21 protein-coding genes and 1 pseudogene are annotated in these 22,663 nt (G+C 74.6%); 10 read left to right on the forward strand and 12 right to left on the reverse strand.

Going from position 1 to position 22,663, the window contains the following annotated elements; all coding sequences use genetic code 11:
- Window positions 1-40 precede the first annotated feature (40 nt).
- From STTU_RS03180 to STTU_RS03205, 6 genes are all read right to left on the reverse strand, one after another.
- Complete coding sequence (locus STTU_RS03180) at window positions 41-994, reverse strand: alpha/beta fold hydrolase (protein WP_007819777.1); 954 nt, start codon at window positions 992-994, stop codon at window positions 41-43.
- 61 nt (window positions 995-1,055) lie between these two features.
- On the reverse strand, window positions 1,056-1,571 hold the full coding sequence (locus STTU_RS03185; RefSeq protein ID WP_043253947.1) for a GAF domain-containing protein: 516 nt from the start codon (window positions 1,569-1,571) through the stop codon (window positions 1,056-1,058).
- A complete protein-coding gene (locus STTU_RS03190; protein WP_009070058.1) occupies window positions 1,568-2,179 on the reverse strand; it encodes a GTP-binding protein in 612 nt (203 codons plus the stop codon). The genes STTU_RS03185 and STTU_RS03190 overlap by 4 nt, the downstream gene beginning before the upstream one ends.
- Window positions 2,157-2,555 carry a DUF742 domain-containing protein gene (locus STTU_RS03195; RefSeq protein ID WP_007819784.1) on the reverse strand — a complete coding sequence of 133 codons (399 nt, stop codon included), beginning with the start codon at window positions 2,553-2,555 and terminating at the stop codon, window positions 2,157-2,159. Before STTU_RS03195 ends, STTU_RS03190 begins: the two co-directional genes overlap by 23 nt.
- An 8-nt stretch (window positions 2,556-2,563) precedes the next feature.
- Window positions 2,564-2,995, reverse strand: a complete 432-nt coding sequence (locus tag STTU_RS03200) for a roadblock/LC7 domain-containing protein (RefSeq protein ID WP_007819787.1) — start codon at window positions 2,993-2,995, stop codon at window positions 2,564-2,566.
- 80 nt (window positions 2,996-3,075) lie between these two features.
- Complete coding sequence (locus STTU_RS03205; RefSeq protein ID WP_007819788.1) at window positions 3,076-5,286, reverse strand: sensor histidine kinase; 2,211 nt, start codon at window positions 5,284-5,286, stop codon at window positions 3,076-3,078.
- 407 nt (window positions 5,287-5,693) lie between these two features.
- On the opposite strand from STTU_RS03205, the gene STTU_RS03210 reads away from it, so the two are divergent.
- From STTU_RS03210 to STTU_RS03250, 9 genes are all read left to right on the forward strand, one after another.
- Window positions 5,694-6,614, forward strand: coding sequence for a formylglycine-generating enzyme family protein (locus tag STTU_RS03210; protein WP_043253949.1), 921 nt, complete (start codon window positions 5,694-5,696; stop codon window positions 6,612-6,614).
- Between the two features lie 161 nt (window positions 6,615-6,775).
- Window positions 6,776-8,029 (forward strand): ROK family transcriptional regulator, encoded by a 1,254-nt coding sequence (locus tag STTU_RS03215; RefSeq protein WP_007819790.1) that lies wholly within the window; start codon window positions 6,776-6,778, stop codon window positions 8,027-8,029.
- Window positions 8,020-8,835 (forward strand): ABC transporter permease, encoded by an 816-nt coding sequence (locus STTU_RS03220; RefSeq protein ID WP_052862309.1) that lies wholly within the window; start codon window positions 8,020-8,022, stop codon window positions 8,833-8,835. Before STTU_RS03215 ends, STTU_RS03220 begins: the two co-directional genes overlap by 10 nt.
- Entirely contained in the window at window positions 8,832-9,737 is a 906-nt protein-coding gene (locus STTU_RS03225; RefSeq protein WP_078518899.1) for an ABC transporter ATP-binding protein, read from the forward strand. The genes STTU_RS03220 and STTU_RS03225 overlap by 4 nt, the downstream gene beginning before the upstream one ends.
- 123 nt (window positions 9,738-9,860) lie before the next feature.
- Window positions 9,861-10,850, forward strand: coding sequence for an aliphatic sulfonate ABC transporter substrate-binding protein (locus STTU_RS03230; RefSeq protein ID WP_007819799.1), 990 nt, complete (start codon window positions 9,861-9,863; stop codon window positions 10,848-10,850).
- Entirely contained in the window at window positions 10,847-12,316 is a 1,470-nt protein-coding gene (locus STTU_RS03235; RefSeq protein ID WP_043253951.1) for a sulfatase-like hydrolase/transferase, read from the forward strand. Before STTU_RS03230 ends, STTU_RS03235 begins: the two co-directional genes overlap by 4 nt.
- 50 nt (window positions 12,317-12,366) lie before the next feature.
- The gene (locus STTU_RS03240) at window positions 12,367-14,712 is read left to right on the forward strand and encodes a family 43 glycosylhydrolase (protein WP_007819801.1); all 2,346 of its coding nucleotides are present in this window, start codon (window positions 12,367-12,369) and stop codon (window positions 14,710-14,712) included.
- 139 nt (window positions 14,713-14,851) lie between these two features.
- Window positions 14,852-16,297 carry a glyceraldehyde-3-phosphate dehydrogenase gene (locus STTU_RS03245; RefSeq protein WP_007819802.1) on the forward strand — a complete coding sequence of 482 codons (1,446 nt, stop codon included), beginning with the start codon at window positions 14,852-14,854 and terminating at the stop codon, window positions 16,295-16,297.
- A gap of 175 nt (window positions 16,298-16,472) precedes the next feature.
- Window positions 16,473-16,784, forward strand: coding sequence for an antibiotic biosynthesis monooxygenase family protein (locus STTU_RS03250; protein WP_043253953.1), 312 nt, complete (start codon window positions 16,473-16,475; stop codon window positions 16,782-16,784).
- Window positions 16,785-17,461: 677 nt separating this feature from the next.
- Here the strand turns inward: STTU_RS03250 and STTU_RS32575 are convergent.
- Window positions 17,462-17,656: pseudogene (locus STTU_RS32575) on the reverse strand (SDR family NAD(P)-dependent oxidoreductase); the annotation flags it as partial.
- Window positions 17,657-17,808: 152 nt separating this feature from the next.
- On the opposite strand from STTU_RS32575, the gene STTU_RS03260 reads away from it, so the two are divergent.
- Complete coding sequence (locus STTU_RS03260; RefSeq protein WP_234019126.1) at window positions 17,809-18,294, forward strand: nuclear transport factor 2 family protein; 486 nt, start codon at window positions 17,809-17,811, stop codon at window positions 18,292-18,294.
- Between the two features lie 3 nt (window positions 18,295-18,297).
- Here the strand turns inward: STTU_RS03260 and STTU_RS03265 are convergent, their stop codons facing one another.
- From STTU_RS03265 to STTU_RS03285, 5 genes are all read right to left on the reverse strand, one after another.
- The gene (locus tag STTU_RS03265; protein WP_007819808.1) at window positions 18,298-18,948 is read right to left on the reverse strand and encodes a DsbA family oxidoreductase; all 651 of its coding nucleotides are present in this window, start codon (window positions 18,946-18,948) and stop codon (window positions 18,298-18,300) included.
- Between the two features lie 117 nt (window positions 18,949-19,065).
- A complete protein-coding gene (locus STTU_RS03270) occupies window positions 19,066-19,383 on the reverse strand; it encodes a 3-hydroxyacyl-CoA dehydrogenase NAD-binding domain-containing protein (protein WP_007819809.1) in 318 nt (105 codons plus the stop codon).
- Between the two features lie 525 nt (window positions 19,384-19,908).
- Window positions 19,909-20,409 (reverse strand): winged helix-turn-helix transcriptional regulator, encoded by a 501-nt coding sequence (locus tag STTU_RS36010; protein ID WP_043253960.1) that lies wholly within the window; start codon window positions 20,407-20,409, stop codon window positions 19,909-19,911.
- Complete coding sequence (locus STTU_RS03280; protein ID WP_007819814.1) at window positions 20,406-21,539, reverse strand: MBL fold metallo-hydrolase; 1,134 nt, start codon at window positions 21,537-21,539, stop codon at window positions 20,406-20,408. The genes STTU_RS36010 and STTU_RS03280 overlap by 4 nt, the downstream gene beginning before the upstream one ends.
- A 237-nt stretch (window positions 21,540-21,776) precedes the next feature.
- Window positions 21,777-22,589 carry an SGNH/GDSL hydrolase family protein gene (locus STTU_RS03285; RefSeq protein WP_043253963.1) on the reverse strand — a complete coding sequence of 271 codons (813 nt, stop codon included), beginning with the start codon at window positions 22,587-22,589 and terminating at the stop codon, window positions 21,777-21,779.
- Window positions 22,590-22,663 lie beyond the last annotated feature (74 nt).

The raw sequence follows: 22,663 nt of genomic DNA on the forward strand, positions 1-22,663 counted from the left end.
AGAGCGGGCCGGGGGATGCGCGCGTGCCCCGGGCGCCGGTTCAGAGCGTGTGGGCGTCCAGCCAGGCCGTCAGGTCCTCGTACACCCTGCTCCGGTCGGGTTCCGTCTCGTTGAGGATCTCGTGCCGCGCGCCCTCGTAGCCCGTCCAGGTGAGGTCGCTCACGCCGTGGTAGCGGTAGTCGTCGAGGAGTTCGTTGACGAGGGTCATCCGCTGGTTGCACGGGTCGAGGGTGCCCGCGGCGAGGTGGACGGGCAGGTCGCGGGGCATCCGGGCCAGGCGGGCCGGGTCGTTGACGCGGTACGCGGCGCGCACCCAGTCGTACGCGAGCCCCGCCGAGAAGGGGAAGCCGCAGCGCTCGTCGGCGACGTAGGCGTCGACCTCGGCCTCGTCGCGTGAGAGCCACTCGAAGCCGGTCCGGTGCGCGAAGCCGTCGTTGAAGGAGGCGAAGAGGCGGGGCACGAAGTCGCTGACGAAAGCGCGCCCGTGCGCGGCGATCTCCTCCTCCAGGCGGGCGGTGCTCGACGCGTACTCGGCGCCGGGCAGGGAGCGGAAGACGCCCGTGAGGAGGAGTCCCGTGAGGTCGTCCGGGTACTCCTGGACGTACTCGCGCGCGAGCATCGAGCCGAGGCTGTGGCCGAGCATCAGGACGGGCACCTCGGGGTACAGGGCGCGGGCCTGGTCGCCGACGGCCTTGAGGTCGGCGAGGATCGCGAGCCAGCCGTCCGCCTCGGTCCCCTCGTCGGTGCCGGTGACGCCGTAGCCGCCCGTCGAGGGGGCGGTGGCGCCGTGGCCCCGGTGGTCGGAGGCGAGGACGGCGTAGCCGCGCGCGGTGAGGTGCGTGGCGAAGCGCTCGTAGCGGCGGGCGTGCTCGGCGGCGCCGTGGACGAGCTGGAGGAAGGCGCGGGGCCGGCGGCCCTCGGGCGGCAGCCAGGTGTACGTGGCGATCTGGGCGCCGTCGCCGCTCTGGAGCACGCCGGGGGTGGGTGCGGTCATGGTGGTCCTGCTCCTTCGCGTGGGGGCTTCCTGGGAAGTCCCCTCCCCCGCGGCGGCCCGCTCATGCCCCGGCCGTCCCCCGGACGAGGGGGGCGACCTCCGCGGCGAGGGTCTTGACGAGGGCCAGCGCCTCGCGGCCCCAGTCGCGCGGTTCGCGCGCGGCGGCCCACAGCGTGCCGAGGACGAAGCCGTCGTGGTCGGTGAGCGGGGCGCCGAGGTAGGCGCGGATGCCGGAGAAGTCGACGGCCTCGTTGGGCGAGAAGCGCGGGTAGTCGCGTACGTCGTCGAGGACGAGGGCCTTGCGGCGGACGACGACGTACGGGGAGAAGCCGTGGGCGCGCGCGACGCGGCGGGCGGCGGCGGGAACGCCCCGGGGGTGGAGCCCGGCGAGGTACTGGTGGTCGGTGTGCACGAAGTTGACCCCGGCGAAGGGGGCGCCCGCGCCCGCGGCGAGGCGGGCCGCGTGGGCGTCGAGGGCGGGCACGGGCGCGGCGCCGAGGCCGCGGGCGGCGAGGCGGCGTTCGCGCTCGGGGGCCTCGGGGTCGTCGGGGAGCAGCAGGAGGCGGCCTGTGTTCATGCGCTGGCCCGGTCGCCCGGAACGGAGGCGGGCGCCGGGGGGCGCGCGGCCGTCAGCAGGTGCTTGACGAGGGTCAGCAGCGTCTGGATGCCCGAGCTGGAGATGCGGGCGTCGCAGTGCACGACGGGGACCTGCGGCGGCAGGCACAGCGCGGCGCGCACCTCCTCGGCCTCGTAGCGGTGCGCGCCGTCGAACTCGTTGATCGCGACGACGAAACCGAGGCCGCGTTCCTCGAAGAAGTCGACGGCGGCGAAGCAGTCGGCGAGTCGGCGCGTGTCGGCGAGGATCACGGCGCCGAGCGCGCCCTCGGAGAGTTCGTCCCACATGAACCAGAAGCGTTCCTGGCCGGGGGTGCCGAAGAGGTAGAGGACGTGGTCGCGGTCGAGGGTGATGCGGCCGAAGTCCATCGCGACGGTGGTGGTCGTCTTGCGTTCGACGCCTTCGAGGCTGTCGGTTCCGGCGCTGGCGCTGGTGAGCAGTTCCTCGGTGCTCAGCGGGGCGATCTCGCTCACCGCGCCGACGAACGTCGTCTTGCCCACTCCGAAACCACCGGCGACCAGGATCTTCAGGGCGGTGGGGAAGGTCTCAGAGCCGTCGTCGTAGTCCATCGAGCAATGCCTCCAGTAGGGACCGGTCCGTGGGGTGGGGGGAAGTGTCCGGCTGTTTGCTGACGAGGGAGCCGCAGTCCACGAGGTCGGAGAGCAGCACCTTGGTGACGACGACGGGCAGCCGCAGCCGCCCGGCGAGTTCGGCGACGGAGGCCGGTACGGAGCACAGCCCGAGCACCTCGCTGTGCTCGGGCCCGAGGTGCGCGGGGGCCGGGGTGCCGGTCGCGCGCACCTGCGAGAGCAGGCCGAAGGCGGTACGGGGCGTGGTGCGCCCGCCGCTGACGGTGTAGGGGCGGACGAGGCGCCCGGCCTCGCCGTCGTACCAGGCCCTGCCCTCCTTGCGGCGGCGCCGGCCGCCCGCGGGCTGAAGTGTCACGGGGCCGCTCAGCTCGTCCTCGCCACGCGCGCGGGGCGCCGGGCGGGGGTCACGAGGAAGGGGCGCACGCTCTTCACGAGCATCGCCATCTCGTAGCCGAGCACGCCCGGGTCGGCCTCGGGCCCGGCGAGGACGGCGAGACAGGTGCCGGAGCCGGCGGCGGAGACGAAGAGCAGCGCGGTGGACAGCTCGATGACGACCTGCCGGACCTCGCCGCCGTCCGCGAAGCGGACGCCCGCGCCGCGCGCGAGGGAGTGGATGCCCGAGGCGAGCGCCGCGAGGTGGTCGGCGCTGTCCTTGTCGAGCCCGTGCACGGACTTGACGAGTCCGTCCGCGGAGAGGAGTACGGCGCTGCGGCTGTGCGCGACGCGCTGCACGAGGCCGCTGAGCAGCCAGTCGAGGTCGGACACGCTGCCCGCTCCGGGGGCTTCGCTCGCCATGGGGGTGTCGCTCCTTGCGTACGGGTACGGACGGTGGGGCCGTGCGGCCCTGGGGGCGCCTTCCGGCGCGGGGCGGCGGCTCAGTCGGCCCGCGCGGGAGGCTCGGCGGGGGCGTTGTCGGCCAGGGCGCGGTCGGTGGGGGTGCGGTCGGCCGGGGTGCGGTCGGCGAACTCCTCGTGTGTGGGCATCTCTTCGGGTGTGGAGAGCGCGCGGTCGTAGCCCTGCCGGAAGGCGGCCATGAGGTCGGGCGTGTGCAAGGTGTCGTCCCCGCCCGCCACTTCCGCGCGCACCTCGGCGAACTCGTCACTGTCTCGCCGCAGTTGCGGGACCATGTGCGTCTGCGCCTCGCGCTTGGGGAGTCCGGGCGCGGGGCCCTCGGGATCGTTGACGGGGCTGCCGTCGCGGCGGGTGAGCGCGAGGATCGCGCCCGCGTCGGCGAACGAGACGCGGGGCGCGCCCGGCTGGGTGCCGGGACGGGCCTCCGCGGGGGTGGCGCGGGGCGCGCCGGGCGCGCCGCGCTTGGGGAGCGGCGCGGTGGGACGGGGCTTCGGAACGGCGGGCTCGTCGGTGGTTTCGGTTGCCGCGGGCTCGGGGGCGGGTGCGGGCGGTCGGGGGCTTTCTTCGGGGACGCGCGGGTGCGGGGTGCGGCGGGAGGGGAGGGAGTCGATCGTGCCGCGGACGGGGAGCGGGGGGTGTCCGGCGGCGGACGGGGAGTCAGGGGCGTCGGGGCTGCGGGGCGCGGTGGGCGGCTCCGGCGCGGCGGGCGCGCCACGCGTCTCGTGCGGCGCGGGCGTCCCGTCCGGCGCGGGCGTCGCGGGCGTGCCGACCGGCGCGGGCGCGGGCTCCGGCTCCCCCGGCGGGGGCGTCCGGTCCGTGCCTCCCGGCAGCGGCGTCCCGCCTGTACGCGAGGAGTCCTCCCGTACGACCGGGGCGGCCTCCGCCGCGACCGGGACGGCCTCTGTTTCCGGGGCCCCCGCCCCCGCGCCGTCCTCGTCTTCGTCGACGACCTCCGCCTCGACGGGCTCGGCCCCGGCGGGCTCCGTCGCGATGGCCTCCGCCGCCCTGCCGCCCGCCGCGACCTGCGCCGGGGTGGCGGGCTCCTCGCCGAGGAGGGCGGTGGGCAGCACGACGACGGCTTGGACTCCCCCGTAGATGTTGCTCTGGAGACGGACGGCGATGCCGTGGCGGCGGGCGAGCGTGGCGACGACGTAGAGGCCGATGCGGCCGTCCTGGAGGAGCCCCGCGAGGTTCACCTGGTCGGGGTCGGCGAGGACCGTGTTCATGCGGTGCCGCTCGGCGGGGTCGAGGCCGAGGCCCCGGTCCTCGATCTCGACCGCGAGCCCGGCCGCGACCCGGCCCGCGCGGAGCAGGACGGGGGTGTGCGGCGCGGAGAAGAGCGTCGCGTTCTCGACGAGTTCGGCGATGAGGTGGACGATGTCGGCGACGTTCTGGCCGTGCACCGCGCCGTCCACGGGCGGCACGAGGCGGACGCGCGGGTACTGCTCGACCTCGGCGACCGCCGAACGCAGCACCTGCTGGAGCGGGATGGGGGTGCTCCACTGGCGGCGCGAGACGGAGCCGCCGAGCACGGCGAGGTTCTCGGCGTGCCTGCGGGTGCGGGTCGCGAGGTGGTCGATGTGGAAGAGGCCCTTGAGGAGCGCGGGGTCCTCGGTGCCGCTCTCCAGTTCGTCGAGCACCTGGATCTGCCGGTGCACGAGGGACTGGAGCCGCCGCGAGAGGTTGACGAAGACCTCGACCTTCTGTTCGTGGCCCGCGTGGCTGGAGAGCTGCGAGGCGCGGACGACGGAGGCCATGGCGACGTCGTGGAAGCGGTGGAGTTCGTCGGCGAGCAGGTCGAGGCCGTCGCCGCCGCGATCCGGGCGTGAGGGCGCCTCGCGCACCGGGGGCAGCTCGCCGCGCCGCAAGCGGTCGACGAGCCCGCGCAGTTCGGTCTGGCGGCGGGCGCTCGTGGTGCGCAGGGCGCCGACGCGGTCGAGCACGGTGCGGGTCGCGCGGCGCGCGGCGAGCACGGCACCGCACAGCGCGGCGAGCGCGACCCCGGCGCAGAGGCCGACGCCGAGCCGGACCGCGCCCCCGAGGTCGTCCTCGGCGCCGAGGAGCAGCAGCACCGCGGCGAGGCCGCTGAGCGCGACCGCGAGCGCGGGCAGGACCGCGGTGCGCAGCAGCAGTGTCCGTATGTGCGACTCGGGCAGCAGGGCGCCCGGTCTGCCGTGACGGGCCCCGCCGTCTCGGCGGTCCGCTCGCCCGGCGGAGGCGCGGAGGTGTGTCATCGACGTCCTCGGTACGGGGGGATTACATGCTGCGGGCACGGATCTCGCGCCACTCCCGGCGCTGGTGCGGCGGGGGGCGACGGCAGCCCACGGTAGTGACCAACTGAACAACGAAGGGGGCCTGTTGACAAACCCGTACGGCCGAGGTCCCGCTTCAGCGGGAGGTGACGAACAGGCGTACGGACACCATGGCGAACACCAGTGCGTACCCATGCTTTTCCTCGTACACCCGTACGGGAACACGCGTGCGCCCCCTCGCACGGGAGGTCCCCGTGCCGTCCCGTAGCCTCGGGCCGCCGATGTCGGACGGGGAGGGGAAGGGGAGACGGATGCCGCACGGGTCACCTGAGGGAGCGCGCGAAGAGGCGCACGGGGGCGGCTGTTGCGCGCCCGGCGCGGACGGGGAGTTGTTCTCGTTCTCGGTGCCGCTGCGGGGCGGGGCGCCGGCCGGGGTCCCCGCGCCGCCGGAGGACCCGGGACCCGAGCCCTCCGTCGCGCTCGACGGCGGCACCTTCCTCATGGGCGCCGAGGACGCGGACGGCTTCGCCGCCGACGGGGAGGGGCCCGTGCGCGAGGTGCGCCTGTCGCCGTTCCGGATCGGCACGCTCGCCGTGACCAACGCGCGCTTCGCCGCCTTCGTCGCCGCGACGGGGCACGTCACCGAGGCCGAACGCTTCGGCTGGTCCTTCGTGTTCGCCGCGTTCCTGCCCGGCGCGCTGCGCCGCGTCTCGCCGCGCCCGGACGCGACGCCGTGGTGGTGCGGCGTCAGCGGTGCGACGTGGCGGGCACCGGAGGGGCCCGGGAGCGGTCTCGCGGAGCGCTGGGACCACCCGGCCGTGCACGTCGGCTGGGCCGACGCGGCGGCGTACTGCCGGTGGGCGGGCGGGCGGCTGCCGACGGAGGCGGAGTGGGAGTACGCGGCACGCGGCGGCCTCGCGGGGCGCCGCTACCCGTGGGGCGACGAGCTGACCCCGGACGGGGAGCACCGCTGCAACATCTGGCAGGGCCGCTTCCCCACCACGAACACCGCCGAGGACGGCTACCGCGGCACCGCGCCCGCCCACGCCTTCCCGCCCAACGGCCACGGGCTGCACAACGTCGCCGGCAACGTCTGGGAGTGGTGTGCCGACCGCTGGGGCACGGACCACTCCGCCCGCCCGGCGAGCGACCCGAGGGGCCCGCGCCGGGGTACCTCGCGGGTCATGCGCGGCGGCTCGTACCTGTGCCACCACTCGTACTGCAACCGCTACCGCGTGGCGGCGCGCACCTCCAACACGCCGGACAGCAGCGCGGGGAACCTCGGCTTCCGCTGCGCCTGGGACGCCTGATCCCGGCCGCGCTGTTGCCGCGCGTTGCGGGCTCGTGAAAACCCGTCCGCGCGCGGCCTCCCCGCACACACCGCTGAGCTGCGAAAACAGCGCGTGGAACGCGACCGGGGATTTTTTCCGGGGCGTTGACCTAAAGGGGGTGGCCGCGCACCCTGACCCGCATGCCGACCGACCTTGAGGGCGGACCGCTGGCGCGGCTGCGCCGCGGTCACGAGGAACTCGTCCTGTCCCTGCTGCGCACGCACGGCCCGCTGTCCCGCGCCGAACTGACGCGGCTCAGCGGGCTCTCGCGCACGACGCTGTACGCCATCGTGGGCGACCTCGTCGCACGCGGGGCGCTCGTCGGCGCGGCACCGCCCGCCGAGGGCCGCCGTCGCGGGCGTCCCGTCGAGACCTTGTCCCTCGACCCGGCGGCCGGGCAGGCGCTCGGCATCGACTTCGCGCGCCGCGCGGTGCACGTGGCCGCCGTCAACGTCGCGCACGAGGTGGTGGGCACCGCGAGCGCGGCGCACGGGGCCGAGGTGACGTGGGCCGAGCGCCTCGACCTCGCGACGCGCCTCGTCGGCGAACTCCCGGGCGGCGGTGTGCGGCTCGCTTCGCTGAGCGGGGTCGGGGTGGGGGTCGTGGGCCCGGCGGGCGCCGTGGGGCGCGCGGGCCCCGCGCCGCACCTGACCCCCGTCACGGAGCTTCTGCGCCAACGCTTCGGCGCCCCCGTCCTGCTCGACACGAACACGCGGCTCGCGGCGCTCGCCGAGGCGACGTGGGGGGCGGCGGCCGGGGTGCCCGACGTGGCGTACCTGCGGCTCTCGTACGGCGTCGGCGGCGGGCTCGTCGTGGCCGGGAACCTGCACCGGGGCCGGGGCGGGCTCGCCGGGGAGTTCGGGCACATCACGGTCGAGGAGGACGGCGCGCCCTGCTCCTGCGGCAAGCGGGGCTGCCTGGAGTCGGCGGCCTCGCTGGGCGCCGTGCTCGACGCGTACCCGCCCGCGGGCGACCTCGCGGGGCTGCTCGCGGCGCTGCCGGACGAGCCCGCCGCCGTCCGCGCCGTGGCACTCGCCGGGGAGCGGGCCGGGCGGGTGCTCGCCGCCGTGTGCCAGGCGCTCGCCCCGTCCGCCGTCGTGCTCGGCGGGGAACTCACCGCGACGGGCGAGCCCTTGTTCGGTGCGGTGCGCCGCGCGCTCGACGCCCACCTCATGCCCGCCGGGCGCCCCGCGCCCGACGTGCGCCCCGCGCGGCTCGGCGACGCGGGCGGGGCGCTCGGCGCGCTCGCGCTCGTCCTGCGCGAGTCCCCGCCGCCGACCGGCCCCGCCGTCCCCGTACCCGACCCGACCGCCGTCCGCCGCCCGGCCGCCGCCGCGCGACCCCAGGGAGCAACCGTGCCCGTCCCGTCCCGGGGGAGGCCGTCGTGGCCGTGATCCCCGCCCCCGACAGCGCCACCGTCCCCGAGAAGGGGCCCGCGCCGCGGCGCGCGCGGCGGCTGCCGCCCGCGCCGCTCCTCAACCTGCTCGCGCTGGTGCTCGGGATCGGGGTGTGGTGGGTGCTCGCCGCGACCGGGCTCGTGGACGTGCCGGGGCCCTGGCCGGTGGCGCGGCGGGCCGGCGAGATGATCGCCGACGGCTCGCTCCTCACCGACACGCTGGCGAGCCTGCGCCGGGTGCTGATCGGCTTCGTCCTCGGCGTCGTGCTCGCCGTGCCCGTCGGCTTCCTGATGGGCTGGTACCCGCCCGTGCGGGCGCTGCTCGAACCGTACGTGCAGTTCTTCCGCGCGGTGCCGCCGCTCGCGATCATCCCGCTCGCGATCGTGCTGCTCGGGATCGGCGAGACGCCGAAGGTGTTCGTCATCTTCCTCGCCTCGTTCCTCGCGACGGTCGTGGCGGCGCTTGAGGGCGTCACGGCGACGGACCGCACGCTCATCAACGCGGCAAGGGTGCTCGGTGCCCCGGACCGGGTGATCTTCCTCAAGGTGGTGATCCCCGCGTCGACGCCCTTCCTGCTCGTGGGGGCGCGGATCGGGCTCGGCTCCTCGTGGGCGACGCTCGTGGCGGCCGAACTCATCGCCGCCGACAAGGGACTCGGCTACGAGATGACGCACGCGCAGACCTACTACGACCTGCCGACGATCTTCGTCGGTCTCCTCACCATCGGGGTCGTCGGACTCGTGATGGACCGCCTGCTGCTGCGGGCGGAGCGGCACCTCACCTCCTGGCAGGAACGACGATGACACGGCCCCCGTACGAGACACGCGACGCGTCACGTGACCGGACCCGCGAAAAGACGCGCGAGGAGACCCGCGAAAAGTCCCGCGAGGAGACCGGCGCCCCGCTCACGCGCACCCCCGCGCCGGACCGCGCGAAGATCTCCTTCCGCGAGGTGAGCCGCCACCACCCGGTCAAGGGCGGCGCGTTCACGGCGCTCGACCGGCTCTCGCTCGACATCGCCGAGGGCGAGTTCGTCGCGGTCGTCGGCCCCTCGGGGTGCGGCAAGTCGACGCTGCTCAACCTCGCGGCGGGGCTCGACGCGCCGAGCGGCGGCGAGGTACTGGTCGACGGGGTGCCGGTGCGCGGGCCGGGTCCGGACCGTGGTGTCGTCTTCCAGCAGTACGCCCTGTTCCCGTGGCTCACCGTGCGCGGCAACGTCGAGTTCGGCCTGCGCCTGACCCGGCTGCCGGCCGCCGAGCGCCGCCGCCGCGCGGACCACGCCATCGGCCTCGTCGGGCTCGGCGACTTCGCCGACGCGCTGCCCCGCACGCTGTCGGGCGGCATGAAGCAGCGGTGCGCGCTGGCGCGGGCGTACGCGGTCGATCCCGCGGTCCTCCTCATGGACGAGCCCTTCGGCGCGCTCGACGCGCTCACCCGGGTGCGTTCGCAGGAGCAGTTGCTCGCGACGTGGACGCGCGAGCGGCGCACGGTGCTGTTCGTGACGCACGATGTCGACGAGGCGGTGTATCTCGCCGGGCGAGTCGTCGTGATGGCCGCCCGGCCCGGCCGGGTGCACCGCGTCGTGGAGGTGCCGCTGCCCCGGCCGCGCACCGAGGAGCTGCGGCTCTCGCGGGAGTTCGCCGAGGTGCGCAACGAGGTGTGGCACGCGGTGTACCACCAGGAGCCCGCGACACCGGACGCCTGATGCCCTCTCCCCTCCCCCGACTCCCTTTTGCCTGAGGCCCCTGCACTCCGACCGCCGGGCCCCCTCGGCGCCCCCTTCATTCCTCCTTCAGCGATCCCGACCTCCCGAAAGGCCCCCGCCGCCATGTCCCTCTCCCGCCGCGCCCTGCTCACGGCACTCTCCGCGACCCCGCTGGCACTCGCCGTGTCCGCCTGCTCCGACGACTCGTCGGACAGCGGTTCCGGGGGCGGTACGCGGCACGTCCGCTTCGGCTACATCGCCGACTACAACGGTGCGAGCCTTCTCGCCATCGCGCGGGAGCGGGAGCTGTGGAAGAAGCACGGCCTGACCGCCTCGTACAGCGTCTTCGTCAACGGCCCCGTGCAGATCCAGGCACTCGGCACCGGCGATCTCGACTACGGGTACATAGGCCCCGGCGCGATGTGGCTGCCCGCTTCGGGGAAGGCCCGGATCGTCGCGATCGACACGCTCACCTACGCGGACCGGGTCATCGCGAAGCCGGGCATCAGCTCGATCCAGGGGCTCAAGGGCCGCAAGGTCGGTGTGCCGGAGGGGACTTCGGGCGAGATGGTGCTGCGGCTCGCGCTCGAGAAGGCCGGGATGACGATGGACGACATCCAGAAGGTCGTCATGGACGCGCCGACGATCGTGGCCGCCTTCTCCTCCGGCCGCATCGACGGCGCGGGGATCAACTACCCGCTCATCGACACGATCAAGGAGAAGGTGCCGAAGCTCGTGGAGGTCGCGAGCACGGAGGACATCGGCGGGAGCTTCCCCACCGCCTTCGTCGCGGGGCCGAAGACGGACGCGACGGCCGAGGCGAAGGTCGTGGCGGTCCTCAAGGAGGCGAACGACTGGCGCGCCGCGCACCCCAGGGAGTCGGTGGCGCTGAGCGCGAAGCTGCTCAAGGTGGACGAGGCGAAGGTCAAGGCCGACGCGAGTCACGTCAAGACGCTCCCGACGAAGGAACTCGTGGCGCGCACGCAGGACGGCACGGTGGACGGCTGGCTCGACGCCATGAGCGAATTCTTCGTCGGGACAGGGCAGTTGAAGAAGGCGCCGAAGGCGTCGTCGTTCTACGCGGGCGAGAAGTTCGTGAAGGCGGGCAAGTGAACCTCCTGTTCCTCATGACCGATCAGCACCGGGTCGACACCCTCGGCGCGTACGGCAATCCGCACGTCGCGACCCCGCACCTGGACCGGCTCGCGGCGAGCGGCACGCGCTTCGACCGCTTCTACACGCCGACGGCGATCTGCACCCCGGCACGGGCGAGCCTGCTCACCGGGCAGGCGCCCTTCCGGCACCGGCTCCTCGCCAACCAGGAGCGGAACGTCGGGTACTTGGAGGACCTGGCAGAGGACGCCTTCACCTTCCCGGCCGCGCTCGCCGCGCGCGGGTACCGGCTCGGGCTGATCGGCAAGTGGCACGTGGGGACGCGGCGCGACGCCGCCTCGTACGGTTTCGAGGGCCCCCGGCTCCCGGGCTGGCACAACCCCGTGGACCACCCGGACTACCTCGCGTACCTCGCGGAGCGCGGGCTGCCCCCGTACCGCATCACCGACCCGGTGCGCGGCACGGCACCCAACGGCAGTCCGGGCAATCTCCTCGCCGCGCGCCTCGACCAGCCCGTCGAGGCCACCTTCGAGCACTACCTCGCGACGCGCGCCATCGAGCGGTTGGAGCGGTACGCGGCCGAAGGGGCGGAGGACGGGCGGCCGTTCTTCCTCGCGACCCACTTCTTCGGCCCGCACCTGCCCTACTTGCTGCCCGACGCCTACTACGACCGCTACGACCCCGCGCTCGTCGAGCTGCCGCCCTCGGTCGCCGAGACCTTCGCGGGCAAACCGCCCGTCCAGCGCAACTACAGCGCGCACTGGGCCTTCGACACGATGCCCGAGGAGGTGAGCCGCAAACTCGTCGCCGTCTACTGGGGGTACGTGAGCCTCATCGACGAGCAGATCGGGCGCATCCTGACGCGGATGGAGGAGCTGGGGCTCGCCGGCAGCACGTCCGTCTTCTTCACCGCCGACCACGGCGAGTTCACGGGCGCGCACCGGCTGCACGACAAAGGCCCGGCGATGTACGAGGACATCTACCGCATCCCGGGAATCATCCGGGTGCCCGGTCAACCGGCACAAGTGCGGGAGGAGTTCGCCACGCTCACCGACTGCACGGCGACCCTGCTCGACCTCGCGGGCTGCGACACCACTCCCGCGACCGACAGCCGCAGCCTGCTCCCGCTCGTGCGCGGCGAGCACCCGGAGTGGCCGGCCGAGGTGCTCGCCGAGTTCCACGGCCACCACTTCCCGTACCCGCAACGGATGATCCGCGAGGAGCGCTTCAAACTCGTCGTCAATCCCGACTCGTTCAACGAGCTGTACGACCTGGAGACGGACCCGCACGAGCTGGTGAACCGCTACGAGGACCCCGAACTGTTCGCCGTACGCGGCAGGTTGTCGCGGCGCCTGTACGAACTGCTGCGGGAGCGCGGCGACAACTTCCACCACTGGATGACCTCGATGGCGGACATCGGCGCCCCCGACCACGACCCGACGCTGAGCGCCTTCGAGCGCGACTGAACTCCTCTGCCCCACCGCGCACTTCACCTCACGGAAAGGTTCCATCCGCCGTGCAGCGCAGACCCGCACTCCTACGGCCCCAACTCCTCCTCGCCGCCCTCGCCGCGCTCCTGCTCGGCGTGCTGCCCCCGGCGGGCCGCGCGCACGCGGCGGAGGCGGGCGTACGGTACGAGGCCGCCCCGGCCACGTACACCAACCCCGTCTCCGGGCAGGCCGTCGACACCTTCCCCGACCCCGCGATGATCCGGGGCAAGGACGGCTACTGGTACGCGTACGGCACCCAGAACCCCGTCTTCCAGAGCAAGGGGGAGACCGGCGAGCGCATGCTGCCGATCCTGCGTTCCGCCGACCTGACCCACTGGACGTACGCGGGCGAGGTCTTCACCCCGGCCGACCAGCCCGCCTGGCACGGCGGTTCGCGGTTGTGGGCGCCCGACATCCGCTACACGGACGGGCAGTACACGCTGTACTACTCGGTGCCCGACCGGAACACCGTCGGCGTCGCGACCGCGCCGACGCCGACAGGGCCGTGGACCGACCGGGGCGCCGTGCTGCCGAGCCCGAGCGGCTGCGCGAGCGGCAACATCGACCAGGCGCAGTTCACCGACGTGGGCGGGCAGCCGTACCTCTACTGGGGCAGCTACGACACGATCTGCGTCGCCCGCCTCAACGGCGACCGCACCCGTGTCGAGGGCCAGGTGACCGAGGTGGCCCAAGGGCGGCGCGTGGAGGGCGGGTTCGTCGTGCGCCGCGAGGGCTGGTACTACCTCTTCTACTCCGACGCCGGGTGCTGCGACGGCGGAGCCAGCGGCTACCAGGTGAAGGTGGGCCGGTCCCAGAGCCCCACGGGCCCCTTCAGCGACGACCAGGGCGTCCCGCTCATGGCGGCGAGCAGCAAGGGCACGGTGGTGGTGGGCGGTGACGGGCGCTGGATCGGCGCCGGGCACAACGCGCTCCAGACCGACCTGTCGGGGCAGGACTGGCTCGTCTACCACGCGATCCCCGCCGCCGACCCGGATCTGGCGCGCGTCCCCGGCATCGACCGGACGCTCAGCAGGCGCCCGCTGCTCATCGACCGGCTCGACTGGATCGACGGCTGGCCCGTCGTCCGCGCGGGCGCGGGACCCTCGCACGACGCGCGGCCCGCACCGGTCACCGCGTGGGACACCGGGAGCACCTTCGCGAGCGGTGGCCTCGACGGCTGGCAGGCGCGGGGCGCGGACACCGGGGCCTGGGCGCCCGGGAGCGACCGCGACGCGGGCGGCCTCGTGAGCCGTACGGGTGCGGGCCGGGAGGCCGGGTACCTCGTCTCCCCCGGCTCGGCGCCCGCGCGCGTACGGGCCGAGGCGGACCTGCGCGTCACGGCGGCGGGCGGCTCGGCGGGGCTCGTCCTCGCGCACCAGGACGCGGGCGACCAGATCGTCGCGTGGCTCGACCGGCCCACCAACAGCCTCGTCACCGACGTCCTGGTGAACGGGAGGAGCGCGGGCCGGTGGTCGACGCCGCTGCCCTCCGGCTTCCAGTGGGGCGCCTGGCGCAACGTCGCCGCCGAGCTGCGCGGCACCCGGCTCACCGTCGAGGTGAGCGCCGACCGGCTGCACGACGCGGTGGCGACACAGACCCGTACCGTGCCGGACTCCGCCGTCCGCGCGGGACACGTGGGGATCGCCGCGCGCGGCGCGGGCGCGCAGGCGGACAACGTCGGCGGCGCGCGGCTGTACACCCCGGTGCCGGAGCGCGTCCCCGACCCGAGAACGGGACCGCAACTGGGCCTCTACGGGGACGAGTTCGACGGTCCGGCCCCCAACGCGGGCTGGAGCTGGGTGCGCGGTCCCACGACGGGCGCGGGCACGAGCGGCGGCGACTTCCTCCTCCCCACCCAGAACGCCGAGCTGAACCTCGGCACGAACACCGCGTCCGTCCTCAACAGGCCCGCGCCGAGCGGCGACTTCGTCGTCGAGACGAAGCTGAGCATCACCAACGGTCCCGGCAATCAGCAGGCCGGGCTCGTCCTGTACGGGGACGACGACCGGTACGTGAAGCTCGTCCACGCCGTGCTGCCGGTGAGCCACAAGGACGGGCAGGTCACCCACGTCACCGAGTTCGCGCGCGAGGGCGCGCTCCCGGCCGCGCGGCCACCGGCGGCGAACGCGTACGGGCCGATGTTCGGCGGGGCCCCGGGCGCCACGGTGTGGCTGCGCCTCGCGCGGCACGTCGACAGGGCGCGCGATCTGCACGAGGTGCGCGCGGCGAGCAGCACGGACGGCACGCACTGGACGTGGACCGGCACGTGGACGCTCCCGGACGCCTCGGCGCCGCTGCGGATCGGCCTCGTGGCACTCAACACGGCGGGCGCGACGGCACGGTTCGGGTATGTGCGGACGTACGCGGGCTGAGCGACGCGCCCCGCCCCTGCGCCCCGCCCCCTGCGTCCCGCACCCGCCCCGAACTGGTCGTACATCACACCCGCGCCCGGCAGATGATCACACCCATCGGGTTAACATATGAGCGCTGCCTAGCTCGAAAGATGGATCTGTGACTGTCAACGAGGACTCGTTCACCAACTGGAAGACCCGCGAGGAGATCGCGGAATCGATGATCCCCGTCATCGGCAGGCTCCAGCGGCAACGGGACGTCACCGTGCTGCTGCACAGCCGCTCGCTGGTGAACAAGTCGGTGGTCGGGATTCTCAAGACCCACCGATTCGCCCGGCAGATCGCGGGCGAGGAGCTGTCGGTCACCGAGACCATGCCGTTCCTCCAGGCGCTCACGACGCTCGACCTCGGCCCCTCCCAGATCGACATCGGCATGCTCGCCGAGACCTACAAGAGCGACGACCGGGGCCTGAGCGTCGCCGAGTTCACCGCGCGGGCCGTCGAGGGCGCGACCGGCGAGCGGAAGATCGAGCGCGCCGCCCCGCGCGACGTCGTCCTCTACGGCTTCGGGCGGATCGGGCGGCTCCTCGCCCGGCTGCTCATCGAGAAGGCCGGCTCGGGCAACGGCCTGCGCCTGCGCGCCGTCGTGGTCCGCAAGGCCGCCGGTCAGGATCTCGTCAAGCGCGCCTCACTGCTGCGCCGCGACTCCGTGCACGGCCAGTTCCAGGGCACGATCATCGTGGACGAGGAGAACGACACCCTCATCGCGAACGGCAACACGATCCGGTTCATCTACTCCGACGACCCGGCGACCGTGGACTACACCGCCTACGGCATCAACGACGCGATCCTCGTCGACAACACGGGCCGCTGGCGCGACCGCGCGGGCCTCTCGCAGCACCTGCGCCCGGGTGTCGCGAAGGTCGTCCTCACCGCGCCCGGCAAGGGCGACGTGCCGAACATCGTGCACGGCGTGAACCACGAGACGATCAAGCCGGACGAGCGGATCATCTCCTGCGCCTCCTGCACGACGAACGCCATCGTGCCGCCGCTCAAGGCGATGGCCGACGAGTTCGGCGTCGAGAGCGGCCACGTCGAGACGGTGCACTCCTTCACCAACGACCAGAACCTGCTGGACAATTACCACAAGTCCGACCGGCGAGGGCGGTCCGCGCCGCTCAACATGGTCCTCACCGAGACGGGTGCCGCCTCGGCCGTCGCGAAGGCCCTGCCGGACCTCGAGGCGAAGATCAGCGGCAGCTCGATCCGCGTCCCCGTCCCCGACGTGTCGATCGCGATCCTGAACCTCCGGCTGAGCCGCGGGACGAGCCGCGAGGAGGTCCTCACCCACCTGCGCGAGGTCTCCCTCACCTCGCCGCTGCGCCGCCAGATCGACTTCACCACCTCCGCCGACGCCGTCTCCAGCGACTTCGTCGGCTCGCGCCACGCCTCGATCGTGGACGCCGGGGCGACCAAGGTCGACGGCGACAACGCGATCCTCTACCTGTGGTACGACAACGAGTTCGGCTACTCGTGCCAGGTCGTACGGGTCGTCCAGCACGTCTCAGGCGTCGAGTACCCGACCTTCCCCGCACCGCTCGGCTGAGCACGCACGGCCCGGGGCCGCCGGTGGGGAACCCCCACAGGCGGCCCCCGCGCGTCACCGGCCGCCTCCGAAAGCGTCACCACGACGCCTCCGTACCCCTCACTCCCCGCGCCCGCCCGCGTGTCGGCGGTGCCTCTTCGAGCGGGACTCAAGCGGGACGGTGTCGGGTGGACACATGGTGACCATGATCAACCAGGTGCTCCTGCACGGCGACGAGAGCCGTTTCCTCGCGGTCCTCGAAGAGATCTGCGCCCACATGCGCGCGCAACCCGGCTTCCTCTCCCTGCGCCTGCACCGCTCGCCCGACCACCCCGAGCGGTGGGCCATGCTCGCCGACTGGAGCGACGCCGCCGCCCACCGGGCGGCGGCGAGCGCCCCCGGCATCAGGCCCGCCTTCGCGCGGCTGCGCGCCGAGGCCCACACCGCGCCGCAGGTCCACGCCCCGGTGCCCACGCCCGGCGCACCGGCCGAGGACCCCCTCGTCTGAGCGCTCGGTCCCCGCCTCGTCCAGCGCGAGTCGAGCGCGCCTCCAGCAGGCCGGGAGATGTTCGGCGTGGAGGTGACGTACCGATGACGGAGCAATCGACCACCCTCGCCGCACCCGCACACGCCGAGCGGACCGGGGCGGCGGACGAAGGGGCCGGGACGCCCCCCGGAGCGCTCGCGGAACGGGCCGGGGCGCTCGCCGCGCTCGCGGCCGGGCACGCGCGCCGCGGTGAGGAGGAGCGGGGTCTCACCGGGGAAGTCGTCGCGGGCATCGTGGCGGCGGGCTTCGCCCGCCACTTCGTGCCCGCGGCCCACGGCGGCGCCGAAGGCGGCTTCGGGGGACTCGCCGAGGCCGTCCTGCGCCTCGGGACGGGCTGCACCTCGGCCGCGTGGGCGGCCTCGCTCTCCGCCTACGCCGGGCGGTACGCCGCGTACCTGCCCGAGGAGGGGCAGGCCGAGGGTGGCGAAGCCGAGGCGGATCGAGCGGGTGAGGTGGCGCGTGCCGTCGTCCGCGCGCGTCTCCATCTCCAGGTGCTGCACCTCCGCGCCCGCCGTGAGCGGCGTCGCCGGGGTGGTCGTGAAGGCGACGCTGCTGACGTGCGGGAGCCGGGCGGGCCACTGGGTGGCGACGTATTCGTGCACGGAGGCGCCGTCGGTGACGACGCCCTCGACGCGGGCGCCGCCCGCTGCCGGCTCCTTGACGGTACGCGCGACCGCCTCGGCGTCGCGGGCGCGGGCCACCACGGGATAGCCGCGCGCGACGAGCGCCTCGGCGACAGCGAGGCCGATGCCCCGGGTCGCGCCGGTCACGAGAGCGGGTCCCCGGGTGGTGCCTGCCTCCCCGGGGCGGGTGTGCGGAGCTGCTGTGGTCATGATGGCCTTCCTCCTCGGCGCGGGGGCGTCGGTGGTGACGCCGCGGTGCTGGTGCCAGCCTCGCGGCGCTCCCTTGAGGGGGGCTCAAGGGGCCGTCGAGCCACGGCGCGGAGGCTTGCCGGGACAGGTCAGACACCTTCTGGGAGGCTCCCGTGACGACCACCACCCCGCCGGACGACGTGAGGGCCGGGTCCCTGCCGGGCGACGCGGCGCGTTCCGCGGCGCTCTACACCGAGGTACAGGCGTTCTACGCGCGCCAGGCACACCACCTGGACGCGGTACGGGCCGAGGAGTTCGCGGCCACCTTCGCGGCGGAGGGCGTCTTCGCCCACTCCCCCGACACCCCGGCGGCCCGGGGCAGGGCGGCGATCGCGGAGGAGGTGCGCGGCTTCAACGCCCGCCGGTTCGCCGACGACCCCGTCCAGCGGCGGCACTGGTTCTCGATGCTGGGACGTGCGCCCGGGTGCGGACGGCGCCGTCGAGACGGAGTCCTACGCGCTGGTCGTGGTGACCCGGGTGACCGGCCCCCGGGCGGGACGGCCCGGGGGCGGTGCGGGCGCGGAGGGGCGAGGTGGGGTGCGCGGACGGCGGGGCGCGACGGCACCCGGCCGCGCCCACCCCGCGGACGGACCGGGTGACCGTCAGGCGGTGGCTCCGGTCCGGGCCCGTTCCAGGAGACCGGTGAGGAGTTCGGCGGGCTGGGCGCCCGAGACGGACCAGCGTCCTCCGATCACGAAGGCGGGCACCCCGCCGACGCCGAGCCGGGCGGCCCGGTCCTCGTCGGCCCGTACGTCCTCGGCGTGCGCGTCACCGGCCAGCACCTCGGCGGCGGCAGCCGCGTCGAGCCCCGCCTCCTCGGCGAGGGCCAGCAGGGTGGGGTGGTCGCCCACCGAGACGCCCTCGGCGGTGTAGGCGCGCATCAGCCGTTCCTGGAAGGTCTCCGCGAGGCCCCGCGTGCCCGCGTGGTGGACGAGCCGGTGCGCGTCGAAGGTGTTGCAGGGCCGGGCGCGGTCGAGGTGGTACTCCAGCCCTTCGGCCTCGGCCTGGGCGCTCACCCCGGCGAGGAGTTCGGCGGCCTGCTCGGGCGGGATGCCCTGGCGGCGCAGCATGCGCTCGGGGATGGTCTCGTCGGTGACCCGCAGGGCGGCGGGGTCGAGTTCGAAGCTGCGCCAGTGGACGCGCACGTCCTCCTTCGCGTCGAAGGCGGCCAGCGCCCGCTCGAAGCGCCGCTTGCCGATGTAGCACCACGGGCAGACGACGTCGGTCCAGATCTCGACAGTGATCTCGTTCACGGGGCGAGCCTAGGCTGAAGACTTTCCCCGGGTAAGCCCATACCTCCAGGTAAGCCCCCTCCCTTCGCGTAGGCAGGCTGGCGAGAGCCGCGCCGACCCCCCACGTTGTGACGCGGCTCACTCCTCTCCGGGCGTGTCGGAAGGGTCCGCCTCCGCGGCGAGCGGGGCGCGCGTGTACGGGTGCGAGGGCGCCGACAGCACCTCCCCCGCCTCCGGGACGACGCGGACCCGGGCGAGGATCTCCCTCGGCTCGCGCGCCCCGCCGGGCAGCGAGGCCGCGTAGGCGGGGAGCGCCGCGTCGAGGTGTTCCCGCGCGTCGGTGCGGGTGCTGCTGACCCGTACGTCGCGGCCCGTCGCCGCGAAGAGGGCGATCCAGCCCAGGGCGATGGTTCCGGTGCCGATCACCGCGACCGCGCGTGGTGTCTGCCTGCTCATGGGGGCACTCCCGTTCCCGGTCGAGGCTCGATTGCGCCCCGAGTATCGGAAAGGGATCTGGATACCGCTCAAGCGGGACTGGAGAGGCGGCCCGACCCCTGCTCGACCGGCTCTCCAGCGGCCCGGCCCACGGTGGCAGGGACCCGCGGTCCCGAGACGGAGGAGGAAGCCGATGCCCCAGGCACCCCGGAACACGGAGGCCCACCGCGCACCGCCCCGGCGGCAGCCGCGCCCGGCGAGCGAGAAATACCCGCGCCAGGCACCGGCGGGCCGCGCGCGGGACACGGGGACGGCCGCCGCCGGGGCGGAGGGCGTGTTCGCCGCCCCCGGGGCGCGCCCGGCCGAGCGCCCGGACCTCGCCCTCCGGCTCGTGCGCGCCTTCTTCGTCACGACGGACCCGGCGGTCCTGAGCGGTCTCCTCGGCCTGCCGCCCGAGCCGGGTCCCGGGGACCCGCTCCGGGATGACCCGGGCGGCCGAGGCCGTCGGCTGCGGGCAACGGCAGGGCGAGAGCGTGCGGCCCGGCCTCAGGACTCCGGGGTGCCCAGGTCGTGGCTGCGCTGGGCGGCGACGATCTGGGGGGTGCGGGTCGCGATCCAGTCGATGAGGCTCTGGAGGGGGTCGGACAGCTCACGCCCCAGGGAGGTGAGCGCGTAGCTCACCTTCGGCGGCACGGTCGGCTCCACCTCTCGGTCCACGAGGCCGTCGCGGACCAGGACGCGGAGGTTCTGCGAGAGCATCTTCTCGCTGATGCCGCCGATGCGGTCCCGCAGCTCGTAGAAGCGCAGCGGTCCCGCGCGCAGCGAGGCGAGGATGAGGACGCCCCACCGGCTCGTCACGTGGTCGAGAACCGTACGTCCCGGGCAGTCGCCCCGGAAGGCGTCCCCGTCGGCCGCGACGGAGGACGGCGCGACGGAGGACGGCGCGACCGAGGACGGCGCGACGCCGGGAGGTCGGACGGCCTCCGGGGGCGTGAGCGCGCCGGGAGGCTGGAGCGCGCCCGGTCGCGGGGTGGGGACCGCGTTCACCGGTCGGCGGCGAGGCCGAGGGCCGGGCCCTGGGCCGGCTCGCCGCCCGGGTGCGCGGCCGGACCGGTGGGCCCGGCGGACTCCCAGTGGCGCTCCAGCGGCAGCGAGACCGCGCGCCACCACGGCTCCTCCGGCAGCTCGCCCGCGGGCTCGAAGGGCTGGCCCGGTCGCGGGAAGGCGATCCGGGAGCCGGAGGCGTCGCCGAGGTCCTTCGTCCACTCGGCGGGCTCGGCCCACGGGTGCGGGGCGAGGTTGAACGTGCCCCAGTGGATCGGCAGGAGGACCCCGCCGCCGAGGTCCCCGTGAGCGCGGAGCGCCTCGGCGGGGGTCATGTGGATGTCGGGCCAGTACTCGCTGTACGCGCCGAGCTGGATCATCGTCACGTCGAAGGGGCCGTGCTCGCGGCCGATCCCGGCGAAGCCGGGGAAGTAGCCGGTGTCCCCGCTGTGGAAGACGCGGTGCTCGGGCCCCGCGACGACCCAGGAGGCCCACAGCGTGTGCTGCGTGTTGCGCAGGCCGCGTCCGCAGAAGTGCCGGGCGGGCGTCGCGGTCAGCCGCACCCCGGCCAGCTCCGTCGACTCGTGCCAGTCCAGCTCCCGCACGAGCGCGTCGGGCACGCCCCAGTGCTCCAGGTGGGCGCCGATGCCGAGCGGGACGACGAAGGTCGTGCCGCTCGCCGCGAGGGTGCGGATCGAGGGCAGGTCGAGGTGGTCGTAGTGGTCGTGCGAGATGACCACGGCATCGACGCGGTCGAGCGCGGCGAGCGGGAAGGGGGCGGGGTGCAGGCGCTTGGGCCCGGCGAAGGAGAAGGGGGAGCAGCGCTCGCCCCACACTGGGTCGAAGAGGATGCGGGCGCCGTCGATCTCGGTGAGCACCGAGGAGTGCCCGGTCCAGGTGACGCGCAGGCCCTCGCGCGGGGGCCGCGCGAGGTCGGCGAGGGTCGTGGGATGCACGGGGAGGACGCCGGAGGGGGCGCGCCGGGCGCGGTCCTCGGAGCGGAAGTACGTGCGCAGGAGTTCCTTGCGGTCCGGCGTCGGGGCGCCGCCCGTCATCTCGCCCGCGGGACCCTCCGGGTTGGTGAAGACGCCCTTGGCCGGGTCGAAGTGCGGGGAGCGGCGGATACGGGCCATGCGGGCGCCGCGCGGATCGGCCCCGAAGGCCGGCGGAGTGGGGAGGCGGCGGGTGGGGGGCACGGGTGTCTCCTCGGGTGCGGAAGTTCCGGGGCGGTACGTGTCAATACTCGGCGGGTCCGTCGGCCCGGCGCTCGCCGGGGTGGGCCTTGCGGGGGCTCCGCCCCCGGGCCCCCGCCCCTCAAACGCCGGAGGGGCCGGATTTGGTTCCGCCGGCGGGGCTGCTTCTGCTTCCCTCTACAGCGGCAGCAGATCCGGGCGCTTCGCGTGGACGTGGTCGCCCGAGGACTCGCCGCGCAGGCGGCGGCCGATCCAGGGGACGAGGTACTCGCGGGCCCAGGCGATGTCGTCGCGCCGCTCCTCGAAGGTGCCGCGCGGGCGCAGCGCGGGCCAGGGCTGCTCGGGGTCGGCGGGGATGTCGAGGCCGAGGAGCTGGGCGGCGCGCAGGGCGACGCGGGTGTGGCCCTCGGGGCCGAGGTGGAGGCGGTCGCTGTCCCAGGCGCGGCGGTCGCGCACCGAGCGCAGGGCCCACAGGTCCAGGACGAGGCAGCCGTGGCGGTCGGCGACGGCGCGTACGTGCGCGTTGTACGTGGCGATCTTGCCGCGCAGGTGGCGCAGGACAGGCGTGTCCCGCGTGTCGAAGCCGGTCGCGATCATGACGGTGCCCGCCGCGCCGGAGAGCGTGGCGACCGCCTTCTCGAAGCGTTCGGCGAGGTCGTCCGGGTCGCTGCCGGGGCGCAGGACGTCGTTGCCGCCCGCGACGAAGGAGACGAGGTCGGGGGCGAGCGCCGCCGCGCGGGGGACCTGGTCCCCGGCGATCTGGTCGAGGAGCTTGCCGCGCACGGCGAGGTTGGCGTAGCGGAAGGCGGAGCGCTCGGGGAGGCGGTCGGCGAGCTGGACGGCGAGGCGGTCGGCCCAGCCGGTGAGGAGCCCGTCGGGCCCGGGGTCGCCCACGCCCTCCGTGAAGCTGTCGCCCACGGCCACGTAGGACGTCACGGTGCCCTCCGCGCGGAGGGCCTTGCTGCTGGGAATCCTCGCTTCTCGTGCCACCTCGGCATCCTTCACCTTTACGCCAGACTTACGCCACCGTAGGGAGGGGGTGACACGGAGTGAGAAAGACCACC

The organism is Streptomyces sp. Tu6071, assembly GCF_000213055.1.
Taxonomy (GTDB): Bacteria; Actinomycetota; Actinomycetes; order Streptomycetales; family Streptomycetaceae; genus Streptomyces; species Streptomyces evansiae.